General features: G+C 73.1%; 17 protein-coding genes. 8 read left to right on the forward strand and 9 right to left on the reverse strand.

The genetic code is table 11. The features are described from left to right. Positions 1–50 precede the first annotated feature (50 nt). From ACIRD8_RS09300 to ACIRD8_RS09330, 7 genes are all read right to left on the reverse strand, one after another. Entirely contained in the window at positions 51–740 is a 690-nt protein-coding gene (locus ACIRD8_RS09300) for a copper homeostasis protein CutC (RefSeq protein WP_403988335.1), read from the reverse strand. Between the two features lie 177 nt (positions 741–917). Beyond that, positions 918–2357 carry a lipase family protein gene (locus tag ACIRD8_RS09305; protein ID WP_403988337.1) on the reverse strand — a complete coding sequence of 480 codons (1440 nt, stop codon included), beginning with the start codon at positions 2355–2357 and terminating at the stop codon, positions 918–920. Between the two features lie 190 nt (positions 2358–2547). Then, on the reverse strand, positions 2548–3468 hold the full coding sequence (locus ACIRD8_RS09310; protein WP_403988339.1) for a CU044_5270 family protein: 921 nt from the start codon (positions 3466–3468) through the stop codon (positions 2548–2550). Beyond that, positions 3461–4120 (reverse strand): RNA polymerase sigma factor, encoded by a 660-nt coding sequence (locus ACIRD8_RS09315; protein ID WP_403988341.1) that lies wholly within the window; start codon positions 4118–4120, stop codon positions 3461–3463. Before ACIRD8_RS09315 ends, ACIRD8_RS09310 begins: the two co-directional genes overlap by 8 nt. Before the next feature lie 129 nt (positions 4121–4249). Continuing rightward, complete coding sequence (locus ACIRD8_RS09320) at positions 4250–5110, reverse strand: biotin-dependent carboxyltransferase family protein (protein ID WP_403988343.1); 861 nt, start codon at positions 5108–5110, stop codon at positions 4250–4252. Next, the gene (locus ACIRD8_RS09325; RefSeq protein WP_403988345.1) at positions 5107–5796 is read right to left on the reverse strand and encodes an allophanate hydrolase subunit 1; all 690 of its coding nucleotides are present in this window, start codon (positions 5794–5796) and stop codon (positions 5107–5109) included. The genes ACIRD8_RS09320 and ACIRD8_RS09325 overlap by 4 nt, the downstream gene beginning before the upstream one ends. Beyond that, positions 5793–6542, reverse strand: a complete 750-nt coding sequence (locus tag ACIRD8_RS09330) for a LamB/YcsF family protein (RefSeq protein WP_403988695.1) — start codon at positions 6540–6542, stop codon at positions 5793–5795. Before ACIRD8_RS09330 ends, ACIRD8_RS09325 begins: the two co-directional genes overlap by 4 nt. Before the next feature lie 165 nt (positions 6543–6707). Between ACIRD8_RS09330 and ACIRD8_RS09335 the strand changes: the two genes are divergently transcribed. The 6 genes from ACIRD8_RS09335 (at position 6708) to ACIRD8_RS09360 (ending at position 12571) form a co-directional block, all read left to right on the forward strand. Continuing rightward, positions 6708–7436, forward strand: a complete 729-nt coding sequence (locus tag ACIRD8_RS09335; protein ID WP_403988347.1) for a GntR family transcriptional regulator — start codon at positions 6708–6710, stop codon at positions 7434–7436. Positions 7437–7652: 216 nt separating this feature from the next. Then, positions 7653–8384, forward strand: coding sequence for a DUF969 domain-containing protein (locus tag ACIRD8_RS09340; RefSeq protein ID WP_403988349.1), 732 nt, complete (start codon positions 7653–7655; stop codon positions 8382–8384). Then, on the forward strand, positions 8381–9349 hold the full coding sequence (locus ACIRD8_RS09345; RefSeq protein WP_403988351.1) for a DUF979 domain-containing protein: 969 nt from the start codon (positions 8381–8383) through the stop codon (positions 9347–9349). Before ACIRD8_RS09340 ends, ACIRD8_RS09345 begins: the two co-directional genes overlap by 4 nt. 104 nt (positions 9350–9453) lie before the next feature. Further along, positions 9454–10494: a DUF2891 domain-containing protein gene (locus ACIRD8_RS09350; protein WP_403988353.1), complete on the forward strand. Its 1041-nt coding sequence runs from the start codon at positions 9454–9456 to the stop codon at positions 10492–10494. Between the two features lie 81 nt (positions 10495–10575). Then, complete coding sequence (locus ACIRD8_RS09355) at positions 10576–11253, forward strand: hypothetical protein (RefSeq protein ID WP_403988355.1); 678 nt, start codon at positions 10576–10578, stop codon at positions 11251–11253. 82 nt (positions 11254–11335) lie between these two features. Beyond that, positions 11336–12571 (forward strand): Cmx/CmrA family chloramphenicol efflux MFS transporter, encoded by a 1236-nt coding sequence (locus ACIRD8_RS09360; protein WP_403988697.1) that lies wholly within the window; start codon positions 11336–11338, stop codon positions 12569–12571. Here the strand turns inward: ACIRD8_RS09360 and ACIRD8_RS09365 are convergent. Then, complete coding sequence (locus ACIRD8_RS09365; protein ID WP_403988357.1) at positions 12522–12794, reverse strand: DUF4031 domain-containing protein; 273 nt, start codon at positions 12792–12794, stop codon at positions 12522–12524. The genes ACIRD8_RS09360 and ACIRD8_RS09365 overlap by 50 nt on opposite strands. Beyond that, the gene (locus tag ACIRD8_RS09370; protein ID WP_403988359.1) at positions 12791–13159 is read right to left on the reverse strand and encodes a hypothetical protein; all 369 of its coding nucleotides are present in this window, start codon (positions 13157–13159) and stop codon (positions 12791–12793) included. Before ACIRD8_RS09370 ends, ACIRD8_RS09365 begins: the two co-directional genes overlap by 4 nt. Before the next feature lie 103 nt (positions 13160–13262). Here ACIRD8_RS09370 and ACIRD8_RS09375 point away from each other — a divergent pair, with 103 nt between their 5' ends. Both ACIRD8_RS09375 and murQ read left to right on the forward strand, forming a co-directional pair. After that, positions 13263–14180 carry a MurR/RpiR family transcriptional regulator gene (locus ACIRD8_RS09375; protein WP_403988361.1) on the forward strand — a complete coding sequence of 306 codons (918 nt, stop codon included), beginning with the start codon at positions 13263–13265 and terminating at the stop codon, positions 14178–14180. Positions 14181–14266: 86 nt separating this feature from the next. Further along, positions 14267–15235, forward strand: a complete 969-nt coding sequence (gene murQ / locus ACIRD8_RS09380) for an N-acetylmuramic acid 6-phosphate etherase (RefSeq protein ID WP_403988363.1) — start codon at positions 14267–14269, stop codon at positions 15233–15235. The last annotated feature ends 29 nt before the right edge of the window (positions 15236–15264 follow it).

Below are 15264 nucleotides of genomic sequence, written 5' to 3' on the forward strand. Positions count from 1 at the left end.
CCGGGAGGGCCCGGGGCGCCCCGGTTCGCCGGCGGGGCCCGGCGGGGGCGTCAGCTGTCGAGCAGCGTGCGCCACTCCCGTACGGCCGCGGCGTCCACCGGACCGCTCCAGCCGCCGGGCCGGGCGGCCCCTCCGATGTGGAAGGCCGTGATGCCCGCGGCGCGCAGGCGCGGCAGGTGGTCGAGGCGCAGCCCGCCGCCCACCATGATCCGCGGTTCGTAGCCGGGCAGTTCGGCACGCGCCGCCTCGTCGAGCAGGGTCTCCATGCCCGCGTCGACGCCGTCCGGCGAGCCCGCCGTGAGGTAGGTGTCGAGGCCGGGCAGATCGGCGAGGTGCTTGCGCAGTACGTCGCGGTCGGCCGCGCGGTCGATGGCGCGGTGGAAGGTCCACGGGCAGCCGTTGAGCTCGGCGACGATCCGCTCGACGGCCACCAGGTCGGCGTGGCCGTCCTGGTCGAGGAAGCCCAGGACGAACTCCTCGGCCCCGGCCGCGCGCAGCGCGCGGGTCTTCTCCACGAGGACGCCGATGTCACCGGCAGCGAAGCCGTCCGCGATCCTGAGCATGACCCGCAGCGGGATCCGGACGGCGTCCCGGATCTCCTCGAAGGTGGCGAGCGGGGGCGTCAGACCGTCGGCCGCCATGTCGGTGACCAGTTCGAGGCGGTCCGCACCGCCCGCCTGCGCCGCGACCGCGTCCTCCGCGTCGAGAGCGATCACCTCCAGGAGTGCACGGTTACTCATGGTGTTCCCATCCTTCGGAGCGGCTGCGGACTACAGGTCTAGTCCAATAACCAGAGTACGGGTCAGCCACCCGAGGCGCAGCTCCCCACATGAACGCATGCGTGAAGATACGCGAGGCCGCGGCGGCATCCGTGGAGCGGACGCGCCGCGGCCTCAGGGGTCACGGAACGGGCAGGGTCAGGGCTGGACCGGCATCGACCAGCAGTTGGAGGAGATCTTCTTGCCGGCGAGCCGGTCGGTCAGCCAGGAGATGGCGCTGCCCTGGTCGGTGAGGAGCGGGGCGAGGTGGTTGGTGAGGAGCTTGTCGCCGAGGTTGGGCAGCAGGACGGCCTCGTACGTCACGTCGCCGCCCTTGCGGCACCAGTCCACCGCGAGCTGCCTGGCCTGCTTGTGGCCGACGATGTCGTCCTGCACACCGGTCGCCAGCCGCACCGGGGCGGTCGGCTTCAGATTGCCGAGGCGCTGCTGGGCGAGGATCGCCTGCAGCTTCGGTTCGGCCGCGATGATGTCGGCGATCGGCTTGCCGCTCGCGGTCCACTTCTTGCTGTTGGTGAAGCCGTAGCCGAGGATCGCGTCGCCCACGCACATGGTCGAGGTGGCTTTCAGCGCGGCCTTGCCCACGTCGTTCGTGTTGGCCTCGACGACCGCCTCCAGGGACGGGTCGGACTGGGCGAAGCCGTTGATCGACCAGCCCAGCGCACCGGCCAGGGCGCTGCCGTCGATGCCCTTCATGACCTCGGTGAGGTCGGCGGGCGGGGCTCCGGCGTAGGTGCCCGCCAGATTGACGTCGGGGGCGTACGTCGACTGGAGTTCGGCGGCCGAGGCGCTGGCGCCGCCGCCCTGGCTGTAGCCGTAGAGGCCGACCCGCGAGGCGGGGGTGATCGAGGCACCGGCGACGGAGCGCGCCGCGCGGGCCGCGTCCAGGAGGGCGTGGCCCTCGTCGACGCGGTTGACGTAGGTGTGGAGCCGGTCGGTCGTGCCGAGGCCGGCGTAGTCGGTGACGACGACGGCGGCACCGGCGGCGAGGAGGCGGTAGACCGCGATGTTGTCGTAGCCGATGGACACCGTGCCCTCGCCGATGGACAGCGGGTTCTGGAGCGCCAGCGAGGGGGCGCACTGGTCGCCCTGGCCCATGGTCCCCGAGGCCAGCGCCACCAGGGGGCGGGGGCCGCCGCCCTTCCACGCGGCGGACGGCTCGATGTACGCGCCGGTGACGGCGACGGGCCCGCCGCCCGCGTCGGTGGACTTGTACATCAGCCGCGTCGCGGTGCCGGGCAGCTGACGGCCGTCCAGACCGGGGAGGCTCAGCCCGAGGGGCAGCGGCTCCGTACGGACGAGGGCCCCGTCGGCGGCGGGCAGCTGCGCCGGCGGGTCGTAGAAGGCGGGGATGGTCACTCCCCGGGAGACCACGGGTGCCGATCCGGCGGAGCCGGCGGCCGACGCCGGTACGACCGCCGCGCCCAGGCAGGCGGCGGCAGCCACCGAGGCGGCCAGCAGGCGTCCCGTACGGCGTCCCGGCCGACGGGGGTCCAGAAGGTGGGGGTCCGGACGGTGGGGGTCCGGAAGGTGGGGGGTGTTCACGGTCGAGCTCGAACGGGTGATCTTGCGCGGACTCACGGCTCACTCCTCGCTCTGCTCCGATGAAGGTGAGCGCAAGCTAGCACCGCGGCGTTACCTGAGGTAACTCATGAGTAAGTTACGCTTCGGTAACGTGCATCGGTCGTGTGCGGAAGGGCAGGCCCGGCCCCCCGACCGGGCCTGCCCTTCCTGTCGGAAGGCCCCGCGAGGGCCTTCCGGTCGGAAGGGCCTACCTGGGCCGTTGCCCGATCTCGTCCACCACGCCCGCCTTCACGCGCCCCTTGACCTCGACGTACTTCTCGCCGCCCACCAGCTCCTTCCCCACCGCGCGGGCCCCCTTCACGCCCTCCAGGCGGAGACCGAGGTAGGCGTACGTGTCCTGCTCGAAGACGAGGCCGATGGTCATTCCCGGATACGAGACGCCGATACCGTGCCGCCCGAGCGCGTCCACCTCGTCGTCGTCGAGCACGATTCCGGGCAGCTTCGCGAGCGCCTCGAACGCGGCGGCCTGCAGCCCCGGAGGCATGACCCGTGGGTCACGCATCAGCATGAGGAAGTCCATGTACGTTGCGATCCCCCCGGAGCTGCTCGCGTCGAACAGCGCGAGCAGTTCGTCCGGATCGGTCGGCAGCTCGGCCAGCTTCGCGTACTCGGTGGGCGGCCACCGCACCTCGTGCTCGGTCAGCGGCGGATCGTCCTGGATCCGTCCGTCGTAGACGTACCGGGAGGGCCGCGAGCCGTCCACGGAGAGCCAGATCTCATCGCTGTACCTCTTGGTCCTCCCGCCCTCGATCATGGTCCGCGTGGTGATCTCCTTGGTGTAGAAGTACTGGTCGCTGCGCGGGACCGGCATCCCGGCGCCGTCGGCGCGGGACCGGTCCGCCGCCCGGTCCAGCACCTGGGCGGCGGAGAGCGCGGTCAGCCGCGGTCCACCCCGGTCGCCCGTGGCGACGACGACGGTTCCGGTCACCGCGGCGGCCGCCGCAGCGGCGAAACCTGTCCGCAGCACCAGCCGCCTGGACAGCACGCCCGCCCGCCGGCTCTCCTTCGCCATGGCGTCCGCCAGCCGGGCGCGGCCCGCGGCGCGGGCGTCCGCGGTGAGCGCGGGCGCATCGGCCTCCAGCTCCCGCAGCGCGGTGAGTTCATCCATGACCGGGCTCCTCGTGGTCGTCGTGGAGGCGGGTGGGGTCCGAGCCGCCGAGCGCCTCGCGCAGTTTCTTCCGTGCCCGGTGCAGCCGCGACCGTACGGTGCCCACGGGTACGCCCAGTGCTTCCGCCGCCTCCGCGTAGTCCAGGTCGCCCCACGCGACGACCAGCAGCACGTCCCGGTAGCGGGCGGGCAGCGCGGCGAGCGCTCCGGCGAGTTCGCCGCGGAGGCCCTCGGCGCTGACCCGGGCGGCCACCCGGTCCGCCAGCGGCTCGCCGTCCCCGCCGGGGCCGTCCGGGACGGCCGAGGCGGCGCGCGCCAGGGCCCTCAGGCGCCGGGCCTCGGCCCGCCGGTGCCCCCGCACGAGGTTCGTCACGATCCCGTAGAGCCAGGGCCGCGCATGAGGTCGCGTCAGGTCGTAGCCGCGGCGCTGCTGGAAGGCGATCACGAAGGTCTCGGCCATCAGATCGTCGGCCGCCTCGGTGCCGAGCCGCCTGGCCGCGTACCGGTGGATGTCGTCGGCGTACCGGTCGAACAGTGCGGAGAAGGCGTCGGGATCGCCAAGGGAGCGCCGCACGACCGAGGCGTCGGACTCGGCGTACTGGTCGGCGGCGACGGGGACTTCCAGTGCTTCGAACCCCGGCGGGGCGCTCACCGGTCGGCTCCTGGACTCATGGGCATCCCTTGCTGAGGCGGGCTCGGTCACCTCCTGTTGGCCGATGCCCGCATCCGGGTTCCCGTTCCCCCCATTGTCCGTACGAGGCGTCGTCCCCCGTACGGCGCGTCACGCCTGCACGAAGCGCACCGGTGTCCCCGGGGCGGCCTGCGCCGCGCCCGCGAGCGCGGCCTCCGCGACCACGCCCACGACGGGGTAACCCCCGGTCGTCGGATGGTCGTTGAGGAACACCACGGGCAGCCCGTCCGGTGGCACCTGGACCGCGCCCAGCACCATGCCCTCGCTGGGCAGTTCGCCGTCCCGGGCGCGCCGCAGGACGGGTCCCTCCGTACGCAGCCCGATGCGGTTGCTGCGCTCCGAGACCCGGTACTCGGCGGTGGTGAGCGTGCGCAGCGCCTCCTCGGTGAACCAGCCGTCGCGCGGGCCCCGGTGCAGCGGAAGCACCAGCTCGGCGGGGGCGCCGGGCCACGGCACGGTGTCGGCGCACGGGGTTCCGCCCGGCCGGCCCAGGGGCAGGCGGTCCCCGTCGCGCAGGACGGGCGGGCCGAGCCCCGAGAGCAGGTCGGCGGAGCGGCTGCCGAGCACCGGCTCGGGCTCCAGGCCGCCCGCGAACGCCAGGTAGCCGCGCAGCCCGTGCACCGCGGGCCCTGCCTCCAGCACCGCGCCCGGGGGCACCCGGACGGGCGTGCCCCAGGCGACCGGGCGGCCGTCCACGGTGACCCGGCACCCCGCCCCGCCGACCACGGCGTACACGGGCCGGGCGCCGGTCACCCGGACCGCGCACCCGGTGAGCGTGGTCTCCAGCACGGCCGCGTCGGGGGCGTTGCCGACGAGCCGGTTGGCCAGCCGCCGGGCCGGCTCGTCCAGCGCCCCGGCCCTGGGCACACCGAGGTGGGCCCAGCCGGTACGGCCCTCGTCCTGCACGGTGGTCAGGGCCCCGGCCCTGACCACTTCGAGCCCCGCGCTCATCCGGACACCTCCGTCGCTACGAAGCGCACCCGGGACCCGGGGCCGAGCAGCGCGGCGGGTTCGCGTCCCGGGTCCCAGAGCGCGTCCGGCTCCGGCATCCGGCCGATGATCTGCCAGCCGCCGGGCGACGTACGCGGATAGACCCCGGTGTACGGCCCGGCGAGGGCCAGCGCCCCGGCCGGCACCCGGGTCCGTGGCGTGGCCCGGCGTTCCACGCCCAAGTGCGCGGGCAGGCCGGTGAGATAGGCGAAGCCTGGCGCGAAACCGCAGAAGGCCACCCGGAATTCCGTACGGGCGTGGATGCGCGGCACCTCGTCGACGGCGACACCCCAGGCCTCGGCCACATCGGCGAGGTCCGGGCCGTCGTAGACGACGGGTATCTCGACGGCCTCCCCACCGCCCCGGCTCAGCGGCGGCACGGTCCACGACGGCAGCTGCCCGGCGAGCGTCCGGTCCTCCACCCCGTCGAGCAGCACGGTGCGGGCGCCGGGGACGATCTCGCGTACGGCGGGGAGTTCACCGGCGGCCCGGCGGCGGAGCAGCTCCGCGTGGAAGGCCTCCGCGTCCTCGCCGGAGTCCAGTTCCACGAGCAGGGCACGGGGGCCCGCCTCCAGCACCCGGATGCCACGCACCCGGTCGGTGACCACCCGCGCGGCGCTGTCGGCGCCCGCCCGGCCGGCGCTCATGCGAACGCCCGCACGCTGACGCCCGCCTCTTCCAGCGCCGTCCGGACCCGCAGGGCGAGCGCGGCGGCACCGGGGGTGTCCCCGTGGACGCACAGCGAGCGGGCGGCCACCGCTATCCGGCTGCCGTCCGCCCCGGTCACGGCGCCGTCGACGGCCATGCCGACGCTGCGGCGTACGACCTCGTCCGCGTCGTGCACCACGGCGCCCGCCTCGCCCCGTGGCACGAGCGTGCCGTGCGGGGTGTACGCGCGATCGGCGAAGGCCTCCTCGACGGCGGTCAGCCCCGCGGCCTCCGCGTGGGCGAGCAGCCGCGACCCGGGCAGCCCGAGCACCGCGGGGCGGCCGCCCGCGAGCAGTACGCCCGCGACGACGGCGGCGGCCTGCTCCTCGTCCCGGACGACCCGGTTGTAGAGGGCGCCGTGCGGTTTCACGTACGAGACGGTGGAACCGGCCGCCTCCGCGAAGACCCGCAGGGCGCCGATCTGGTAGGCGATCTCGGCGGTCAGCTCGGCCGCCGGTACGTCCATGGCGCGCCGCCCGAACCCGGCGAGGTCGCGGTAGGAGACCTGCGCCCCGATGCGTACGCCGCGCTCCGCCGCCGTGTCGCAGACCCGCCGCATCACGGAGGCGTCCCCGGCGTGGAAGCCGCAGGCCACGTTGGCGCTGGTGACACAGGTCAGCAGCGCCTCGTCCTCGGTGAGGGTCCAGCGGCCGAACCCTTCGCCCAGGTCCGCGTTGAGGTCCATCGTCCGCACCGGGCGCGTCACACTCATCAGATCCGTCACGGGCGCACGCTAGCGATTGTTCAACAATCTGACAAGAGCCCGCCCGCTGCCCGAGACCCCCGTACGGTTCACTGACACGCTGAAACACTGAACACAGCTGACGGAACACCAGGCAAGGGGCGGGGCATGGCGGGGACGACGACCGGCGGGGCCAACGGCGGCGGCGCACCGGATCTCTCGGAACTGGCGACGCACAGCGCCTCCCTGAAGCGCTCCGGCACGGCCGAGCGGGTCGCCGTCATCCTGCGGGACCGGATCACCGAGGGCTACTTCCCGCCGGGCAGCCGACTGTCCGAGGAGAGCATCAGCGGCGCCCTGGCCGTGTCCCGCAACACCCTGCGCGAGGCGTTCCGCCTGCTGTCGCACGAGCGCCTGCTGGAGCACCGGCTCAACCGGGGCGTCTTCGTCCGCATCCTGGCCGTGGACGACCTGATCGACATCTACCGGGTGCGGCTCCTCGTCGAGTGCGCGGCCCTGCGGGCCCTGGGCGAGCCCCCGTTCGACCTGACGGCGGTCGAGGCGGCGGTGTCGACGGGCGAACAGGCCGCACTGCGCGACGACTGGCCCGCCTGCTCCACCGCCAACATCCGCTTCCACCAGGCACTGGCCGGCCTGGCGAACAGCGCCCGCACCGACGAGCTGATGCGCAACGTCCTCGCCGAACTGCGTCTCGCCTTCCATGTGATGGCCGACCCCCGCCGCTTCCACGAGCCTTATCTCACCCGGAACCGGGAGATCACGGACAGACTGGCCAAGGGGGACGCGGCCGGCGCGGAGCGGATGCTCGCCTTCTACCTGGAGGACTCCCGGCGCCAGCTGGCGGAGGCATACGCGCAACGGCTCACCGAGCGCTAGGGCCGATCGTCCCCTGATCCGCTCGCCCTCCATGGGCCCGCATTTCACCCGTAATGCGAGCACACTCGGACAAGTTGCCCCTCTGGAAGCGCTGATTCCGATCCATGCAGCCCACACCCTTGTGGGATTGTTGAACAAGACCCTAAGGTCTCGCCTACTACCCCCGTCTGGTCAGGACCGTGCACCGTCACGTCCTGCGCGGAAGAAGGCCGACGCGTGATCGTTCTCCTCGGCGTGCTCGTGGTGATCCTCGGATTCGCCACCCGCCGCAATCCCCTCCTTGTCGTGGGTGTCGCCGGCATCGTCACGGGGCTGCTGGGCAAGATGTCGCCGCAGGAGGTGCTGGCCTCCTTCGGGCAGAGCTTCGCCTCCTCGCGTTCCGTGACGGTCTTCGTCATCACGCTGCCCGTCATCGGGCTCCTGGAGCGCTACGGGCTCCAGGAGCAGGCCCGTACGCTCATCGGCAAGCTCGGCAAACTGACCACCGGCCGCTTCCTGACGCTCTACCTGCTGATCCGGCAGCTCACCGCCGCCGTCGGCCTCACCAGCATCGGCGGCCCCGCGCAGAGTGTGCGGCCGCTGATCGCCCCGATGGCCGAGGCCGCCGCCGAGACCAAGGCGGGAGGCCCCCTGCCGCAGAAGCTGCGCGAGAAGGTCCGCTCGCACGCGTCCGGCGCCGACACCATCGGGGTGTTCTTCGGTGAGGACTGCTTCCTCGCCATCGGATCGATCCTGCTGATCACCGGCTTCGTGAACTCCACGTACGACCAGCACCTCGAACCCCTGCACCTGGCGATGTGGGCGATCCCCTCCGCGATCTGCGCCTTCCTGATCCACGGGGCCCGCCTGCTCAACCTGGACCGGCAGCTGGAGCGCGAACTCGCCGTCGCCGCAGCCGAGAACGACCTGACGGCACACGCCGGGCTCCGGACGGAGGACGCCAAGTGATCAAGTCCGAGTACTTCTTCTGGCTGGTCGGCGCGGTGTTCCTCGTCATGGCCGCGCAGATGGCCGTGGACCGCACCAACCCCAAGCGCTTCGGCTCCGCCGGCTTCTGGGGCCTGCTGGGCGCGGCGTTCTTCTACTCCACCGGGGTCGTCGACAAGTCCCTGCCCGCCGAACCCCTGGGCGTCGTCGTCCTGGTCCTCATCGTCCTGGGCGGCTTCGGCCTCACCGGCAAGGGCACGCCGCACACCCCGCCCCGCGAGAAGCGCGTCGCCTCGGCCGCCCGCTTCGGCAACAAGCTGTTCCTCCCGGCGCTCACCATCCCCGTGGTCGCGATGATCTGCGCGACGCTCGTGAAGAACTGGAAGATCGGTGGCGAACCGGTCCTGGAACCGGGGTCCGAGACCATCCTCGGCCTGGGTGTCGGCGCCATCGCCGCGCTGGTCGTGGGCATGGTGCTCCTGCGCGAGCGGAAGGTCTCCGTGCCGCTGCACTCCGGCCGGAACATGCTCGAATCGATGGGCTGGGCGCTGCTCCTGCCCCAGCTGCTCTCCGTGCTCGGCTCGATCTTCCAGACCGCCGGTGTCGGGGAGCAGGTCGGCAGGATCACCGAGGCGGTGCTGCCGGACGGCCAGAGGTTCGTGGCCGTGGCCGTCTACTGCTGCGGCATGGCGCTGTTCACCATCGTCATGGGCAATGCCTTCGCCGCGTTCCCGGTGATGACCGCCGCGATCGGCTGGCCCGTCCTCATCGAGCAGATGAACGGCAACGCGCCCGCCGTCCTCGCGATCGGCATGCTGTGCGGCTTCTGCGGCACGCTCGTCACGCCGATGGCCGCCAACTTCAACCTGGTCCCGGCGGCGCTCCTCGAACTCAAGGACCAGTACGGCCCGATCAAGGCCCAGCTCCCCACGGCGGCGGCCCTGCTGGTCTGCAACGTCGCGATCATGGCCCTCTTCGCCTTCTGACCCGAACCGCCCCGGCCCCTGCCCGGATCACCCCTGACCCGAACCGCCCCCGCCCCGAGCCGCCCCTTGACCCGAGCCGCTCGCCCACCCCTCTGGAGCCCCCGATGTCCCCCGCGCTCCCCGCCGCGTACGCGGTCCCCTTCGCGGAGCTGGCCCTCGCCAACGTCGTACGCGAATACCCCAACGCGCCCGCCCACCTCTACGCCGGACCTGAGGAACTGGTCGCGCCCCGGACGCTGCACCCCGCGTTCTACGGCGGCTACGACTGGCACTCCACGGTGCACATGCACTGGCTGCTCGTCCGCATCGTGCGCCGCTTCTCCACCTCCGGCGATCTTCCGGCGACCCTCACCACCCGTATCCGCGAGGTCCTCGACACCCATCTGACCCGCGAGAACATCGACGTCGAGGCGTCCTACCTGCGCGGCAGGCCGCACTTCGAGCGCCCCTACGGCTGGGCCTGGCTGATCGCGCTCGCCGGTGAGTGCCGGGCCCTCGGCACGCCCGACGGCGACCGCTGGGCCGACGCCCTGGCCCCCGGTGTGGCCGCGGTCGGCGACCTGCTCGACGGCTGGCTGCCCAGGGCGACGTACCCGGTCCGGCACGGTGTCCACAACAACAGCGCGTTCGGCCTCGGCCTGATCCTCGACGCGGGCCCGGCCGCCGGGCTTCCGGCGCCGGTCCTGGACGCGGCGACGGACCGGCTGCGGACCTGGTTCACCGACGACCACGACGCCCCCGCGCACTGGGAACCCTCCGGGCAGGACTTCCTCTCCCCCGCCCTGGCCGAGGCGGACGCGATGCGGCGGGTGCTGCCGGTGGCGGAGTTCCGTACCTGGATCGCCGGGTTCCTGCCGGACCTGGTCTCCGCCACGCCCGACTCCACGCTGCTCGAACCGCCGGTGGTCTCCGACCACGCCGACCCCCAGATCGGCCACCTGCTCGGTCTCACCCTGAGCCGGGCCGCCGCCCTCCGCTCGATCGCCGGCGCGCTCCCGGACGGCCCGGGCCGCACCGCGCTGCTGGCCTCGGCCGAGGCGCATCTCGCGCGCGGCCTGCCGACGGTCTCCTCCGGGGACTTCTCGTCGGACCACTGGCTGGCGACGTACGCGGCCCTGGCCCTGGACACGGCGCCCGGCCACTGAGCGACGGGCCCGTACCCCGGCCCGCCGACCGGGGCCGGGGTACGGGCCGTGGGCGCGGGGCGTACGTCCTACTCTCGGCCTATGAGCGACAGCGCCCCCGACACGGCCCCCGCCCCGTCCGACGACACCTCCGCGCTCCGTGGCCGCTGGAGCGAGGCCCTGCGCGCCGCGCGCGGCGGGCCGGCCCCCGACCCGCTGCCCTACGCGGACAACCTCCTGGAACGCTGGGCCGAACCCCAGCGGCGCTACCACACCACCGCCCACCTCACCCAGGTCCTGGACCGCGTCGACACGCTGGCCGGCCACGCCGCCGACCCGGACCTGGTGCGCCTCGCCGTCTGGTTCCACGACGCGGTCTACCGCCCCGACCGCTCCGAGAACGAGGAGCGCAGCGCCGCCCTCGCCGAACGCGCCCTGCCCGAGGCCGGTGTCCCCGACGCCGCGACGGCCGAGGTCGCCCGGCTGGTCCGGCTCACCGTCACGCACGATCCGGCGGACGGCGACACCAACGGTGAGGTGCTGTGCGACGCGGACCTCGCGATCCTCGCGGCGGCCCCCAAGGAGTACGCGGCGTACGCGGCCCAGGTGCGCGAGGAGTACGGCTTCGTTCCCGACGAGGCGTTCCGCGAGGGGCGGGCCGCCGTCCTGCGGCAGCTGCTGGAGCTGCCCCGGCTCTTCCGCACCCCGCACGGGGCGGCAGAGTGGGAACCCAGGGCGCGGCAGAACCTGACCACGGAACTGGAGCTGCTCACCCACTGAGACAAAGGAATGGCAGGGAATGACAGGGACTGAAGCACTGTTGGCCACTGTCATGCCCGACTCTGTTTCCAGCCGCTCCCGTATGCCGATGGCCGTGTACATCCTCGGCCTCTCCGTCTTCGCCCTCGGTACCAGCGAGTTCATGCTGTCCGGGCTGCTGCCGCCCATCGCCGAGGACATGGACGTGTCCATCCCGAAGGCCGGACTCCTCATATCCGCCTTCGCGATCGGCATGGTGGTCGGCGCCCCGCTGCTCGCCGTCGCCACACTGCGGCTGCCACGGCGTACGACGCTGATCGCGCTCATCTCGGTCTTCGGGCTGGGCCAGGTCGCGGGCGCGCTGGCCCCGACGTACGACGTGCTGTTCGTCTCCCGCGTGGTGAGCGCGCTGGCGTGCGCCGGCTTCTGGGCGGTCGGCGCGGCGGTCGCCATCGCGATGGTGCCGGTGAACGCGCGGGCCAGGGCGATGGCCGTGATGATCGGCGGGCTGTCGATCGCCAATGTGCTGGGGGTGCCGCTGGGCGCCTTCCTCGGGGAGAGCTTCGGCTGGCGTTCGGCGTTCTGGGCGGTGGGCGCCGCGTCCGCCGTGGCCCTGGTCGGTGTCGTCACCCGCATCCCGCGCATCCCGCTGCCGGACGAGAAGCCGCAGCTCAAGCGGGAAGTGGCGATCTACAGGGACCGGCAGGTCTGGCTGTCCATCGTGATCACGGCCCTCGCGGCCGGCGGGGTGTTCTGCGCGTTCAGCTATCTCGCGCCGCTGCTGACGGACGTGGCCGGGCTCAGCTCGGGCTGGGTGCCGTGGGTGCTCGCGCTGTTCGGTGTCGGCGCGCTGATCGGTACGACGATCGGCGGCCGGGTCGCGGACGCGCACCTCTTCGGTGTGCTGCTGAGCGGCATCAGCGCCTCGACGGTCTTCCTGGTGGCGCTGGCCCTCTTCGCGTCGAACCAGGTCGCCGTCGTCGTCCTGGCGTTCCTGCTGGGCCTGTCCGCGTTCTACACGGCCCCGGCGCTCAACGCCCGGATGTTCAACGTCGCGGGGGTGGCCCCGACGCTCGCGGGGGCGACGACCACGGCCGCGTTCAACCTGGGCAACACGAGCGGGCCCTGGCTGGGCGGTGCGGTCATCGACGCGGACTTCGGCTTCCGGGCCACGGCCTGGGCGGGTGCCGCGATGCTGCTGCTCGGCCTGGTGGCCGTGACGGTGTCGCTGCGGCTGGGCGGCGGAGGCACGCCGTCCCGGCGCGTCGCCACGAGCACTCCGGCCCCCCTCATCCCGGAACAGGCCGCCCCTTCGGCCGCCGCAGCCCCGCGTCCGTGAGCCGGCGCACGATCTCCTTCGACCCGACCTCCCGCGCCCCGGCGCGCACCGCGTCCGCGTAACGCGCCTCGGGCACGTCGTAGTGGTCGCGCTCGAAGGCGCGGGGCGGGCAGCCGATCGTGGCGGCGAAGACGTGCAGCTCCTCGAACGACACATCGCTGACCAGGTGCGACCACATCCGGCCGTGCCCCGGCCAGGTCGGCGGGTCGATGTAGACCGTCACCGGCCGAACACCTCGGCGAGCCCGCCGACCCGCGCGACGGACACCGTCGCCTTGGTGCAGACCCAGTGCGGGTCGGGGCCGAGCTCCGGCTCGACGTCCAGGGCGTGCGGCCCCTCGTCGGTGCACACCGGGCACAGCGGCCAGCGCCCGTGCTGTTCGAGAAGAGCGTCCTGGACGTCCTGGGCCACGAGCCCCGTGACGAAGGACACGCCCTCGGGCCACTGCTCGACCCACCACCGCCGGTGGGCCACCGCGTCCTCGACCATCGAGACGATTCCGGCCTCGGCCACGTCGCCCGCGACGAGGTCGGCCATCACCAGCGCACGCGCGGTGTGCAGCTCCTGTTCCAGGCTGTTCAACTCCATGGCCCCATTGTCCCCCGCCCGCTCACCGGCCCGGCCTTGATCCTCCAGAGGTAGGGACCAAAGGGGGGTTGACGGGATTCACCCATGAAAATATCTTTCAAATGTGACCAATGACGTGAAGGAAAGTTTCAACCCGGACTCCCCGCCCGCCCCCGCGGCGCTCGCGGCCAAGGTGCGTACGCTCGCGCCGTCCATGACCCGTTCCATGCAGCGGGTCGCCGAAGCGGTCGCGGGGGACCCCGCCGGGTGTGCCGCCCTCACCGTCACCGGTCTCGCCGAGCTCACCGGCACGAGCGAGGCGACCGTCGTCCGCACCGCCCGCCTCCTCGGCTACCCGGGCTACCGCGACCTGCGCCTCGCGCTCGCCGGCCTCGCCGCCCACCAGCAGTCCGGCCGGGCGCCCGCCGTCACCGCCGACATCGCGGTCGACGACCCGATCGCGGACGTCGTCACGAAGCTGGCCTACGACGAGCAGCAGACCCTCGCCGACACGGCGGCCGGTCTCGACACGGTACAGCTCGGTGCCGCCGTGGCCGCCGCCGCGACCGCCCGGCGCATCGACATCTACGGCGTCGGCGCGTCCTCCCTCGTCGGCCAGGACCTGGCGCAGAAGCTCCTCCGGATCGGCCTGATAGCCCACGCCCACATGGACCCGCACCTCGCCGTGACCAACGCGGTGCAGCTCCGCTCCGGCGACGTGGCCATCGCGATCACCCACTCCGGCTCCACGGGCGACGTCATAGAGCCGCTCCGGGTCGCCTTCGACCGGGGCGCGACGACGATCGCGATCACCGGCCGCCCGGACGGACCGGTCTCGCAGTACGCCGACCATGTGCTGACCACGTCCACGGCACGGGAGAGCGAGCTGCGGCCCGCCGCCATGTCGAGCCGCACGAGCCAGCTCCTCGTCGTCGACTGCCTGTTCATAGGGGTCGCCCAGCGGACGTACGAGACGGCCGCCCCCGCCCTCTCCGCGTCGTACGAGGCGCTCGCCCACCGCCACACCCCCCGCAGCCGCTGACCCCGGCGGCCACCCGCACCGCACCCGCACCGCACCCGCACCCGCACCCGCGAACCGTACGAGCACGAGAAAGCAGAGCGCTGTCCATGACCTCCACCACCGACGCGAACGCCGACGAAGCCACCCCCGGCGGCTACGGCGAACTCCGCGCCCAGCTCGCCACCCTCACCACCGAGGCGTTCCGGCCGGAGCTCGCCGAGATCGACCAGCTGCCGACGGGGGAGATAGCCCGCATCATGAACGGCGAGGACGCCACCGTCCCCGCCGCCGTGGCCGAGAAGCTCCCGCAGATCGCCGCCGCGATCGACGCCACCGCCGAGCGCATGGCGCGCGGCGGCCGGCTGATCTACGCGGGCGCAGGCACCGCCGGCCGTCTCGGTGTACTCGACGCCAGCGAGTGCCCGCCCACCTTCAACACCGACCCGTCCGAGGTCATCGGCCTGATCGCGGGCGGCCCCTCCGCCATGGTCAAGGCCGTCGAGGGCGCCGAGGACAGCAAGGAGCTGGCCGCCGCCGACCTCGACGCCCTGGGCCTCACCGCCGACGACACCGTGGTCGGGATCTCCGCCTCCGGCCGCACGCCGTACGCCATCGGCGCCGTCGAGCACGCCCGCACCGAGGGCGCGCTCACCCTGGGCCTCTCCTGCAACGCGGACTCGGCGCTCGCCGCCGCCGCCGAGCACGGCCTGGAGATCGTCGTCGGCCCCGAGCTGCTCACCGGCTCCACCCGTCTCAAGGCGGGCACGGCGCAGAAGCTCGTCCTGAACATGATCTCGACGATCACGATGATCCGGCTCGGCAAGACGTACGGGAATCTGATGGTCGACGTGCGCGCTTCCAACGAGAAGCTGCGCGCCCGCTCCCGCCGGATCGTCTCGCTCGCCACCGGCGCCTCCGACCAGGAGATCGAGGCGGCGCTCGCCGCCACCGACGGCGAGGTGAAGAACGCCATCCTCACCATCCTCGGCGGGGTCGACGGCCCCACCGCCGCCACGCTCCTGGCCGACTCCGACGGTCACCTCCGCGCCGCCCTCGCGGCCGTCCGTACCACCTGACGCACCACTCCCCGCACAGCAAGGCACCA

Source organism: Streptomyces sp. NPDC102451 (assembly GCF_044765485.1).
Taxonomy (GTDB): domain Bacteria; phylum Actinomycetota; class Actinomycetes; order Streptomycetales; family Streptomycetaceae; genus Streptomyces.

Coding starts and splice junctions, on each gene's coding strand:
- ACIRD8_RS09300 (WP_403988335.1), bottom strand. CDS start 740: ATGAGTAACCGTGCACTCCTGGAGGTGATCGCTCTCGACGCGGAGGAC.
- ACIRD8_RS09310 (WP_403988339.1), bottom strand. CDS start 3,468: ATGGATGAACTCACCGCGCTGCGGGAGCTGGAGGCCGATGCGCCCGCG.
- ACIRD8_RS09320 (WP_403988343.1), bottom strand. CDS start 5,110: ATGAGCGCGGGGCTCGAAGTGGTCAGGGCCGGGGCCCTGACCACCGTG.
- ACIRD8_RS09325 (WP_403988345.1), bottom strand. CDS start 5,796: ATGAGCGCCGGCCGGGCGGGCGCCGACAGCGCCGCGCGGGTGGTCACC.
- ACIRD8_RS09330 (WP_403988695.1), bottom strand. CDS start 6,542: ATGGACCTCAACGCGGACCTGGGCGAAGGGTTCGGCCGCTGGACCCTC.
- ACIRD8_RS09335 (WP_403988347.1), top strand. CDS start 6,708: ATGGCGGGGACGACGACCGGCGGGGCCAACGGCGGCGGCGCACCGGAT.
- ACIRD8_RS09350 (WP_403988353.1), top strand. CDS start 9,454: ATGTCCCCCGCGCTCCCCGCCGCGTACGCGGTCCCCTTCGCGGAGCTG.
- ACIRD8_RS09355 (WP_403988355.1), top strand. CDS start 10,576: ATGAGCGACAGCGCCCCCGACACGGCCCCCGCCCCGTCCGACGACACC.
- ACIRD8_RS09360 (WP_403988697.1), top strand. CDS start 11,336: ATGCCGATGGCCGTGTACATCCTCGGCCTCTCCGTCTTCGCCCTCGGT.
- ACIRD8_RS09370 (WP_403988359.1), bottom strand. CDS start 13,159: ATGGAGTTGAACAGCCTGGAACAGGAGCTGCACACCGCGCGTGCGCTG.
- murQ (WP_403988363.1), top strand. CDS start 14,267: ATGACCTCCACCACCGACGCGAACGCCGACGAAGCCACCCCCGGCGGC.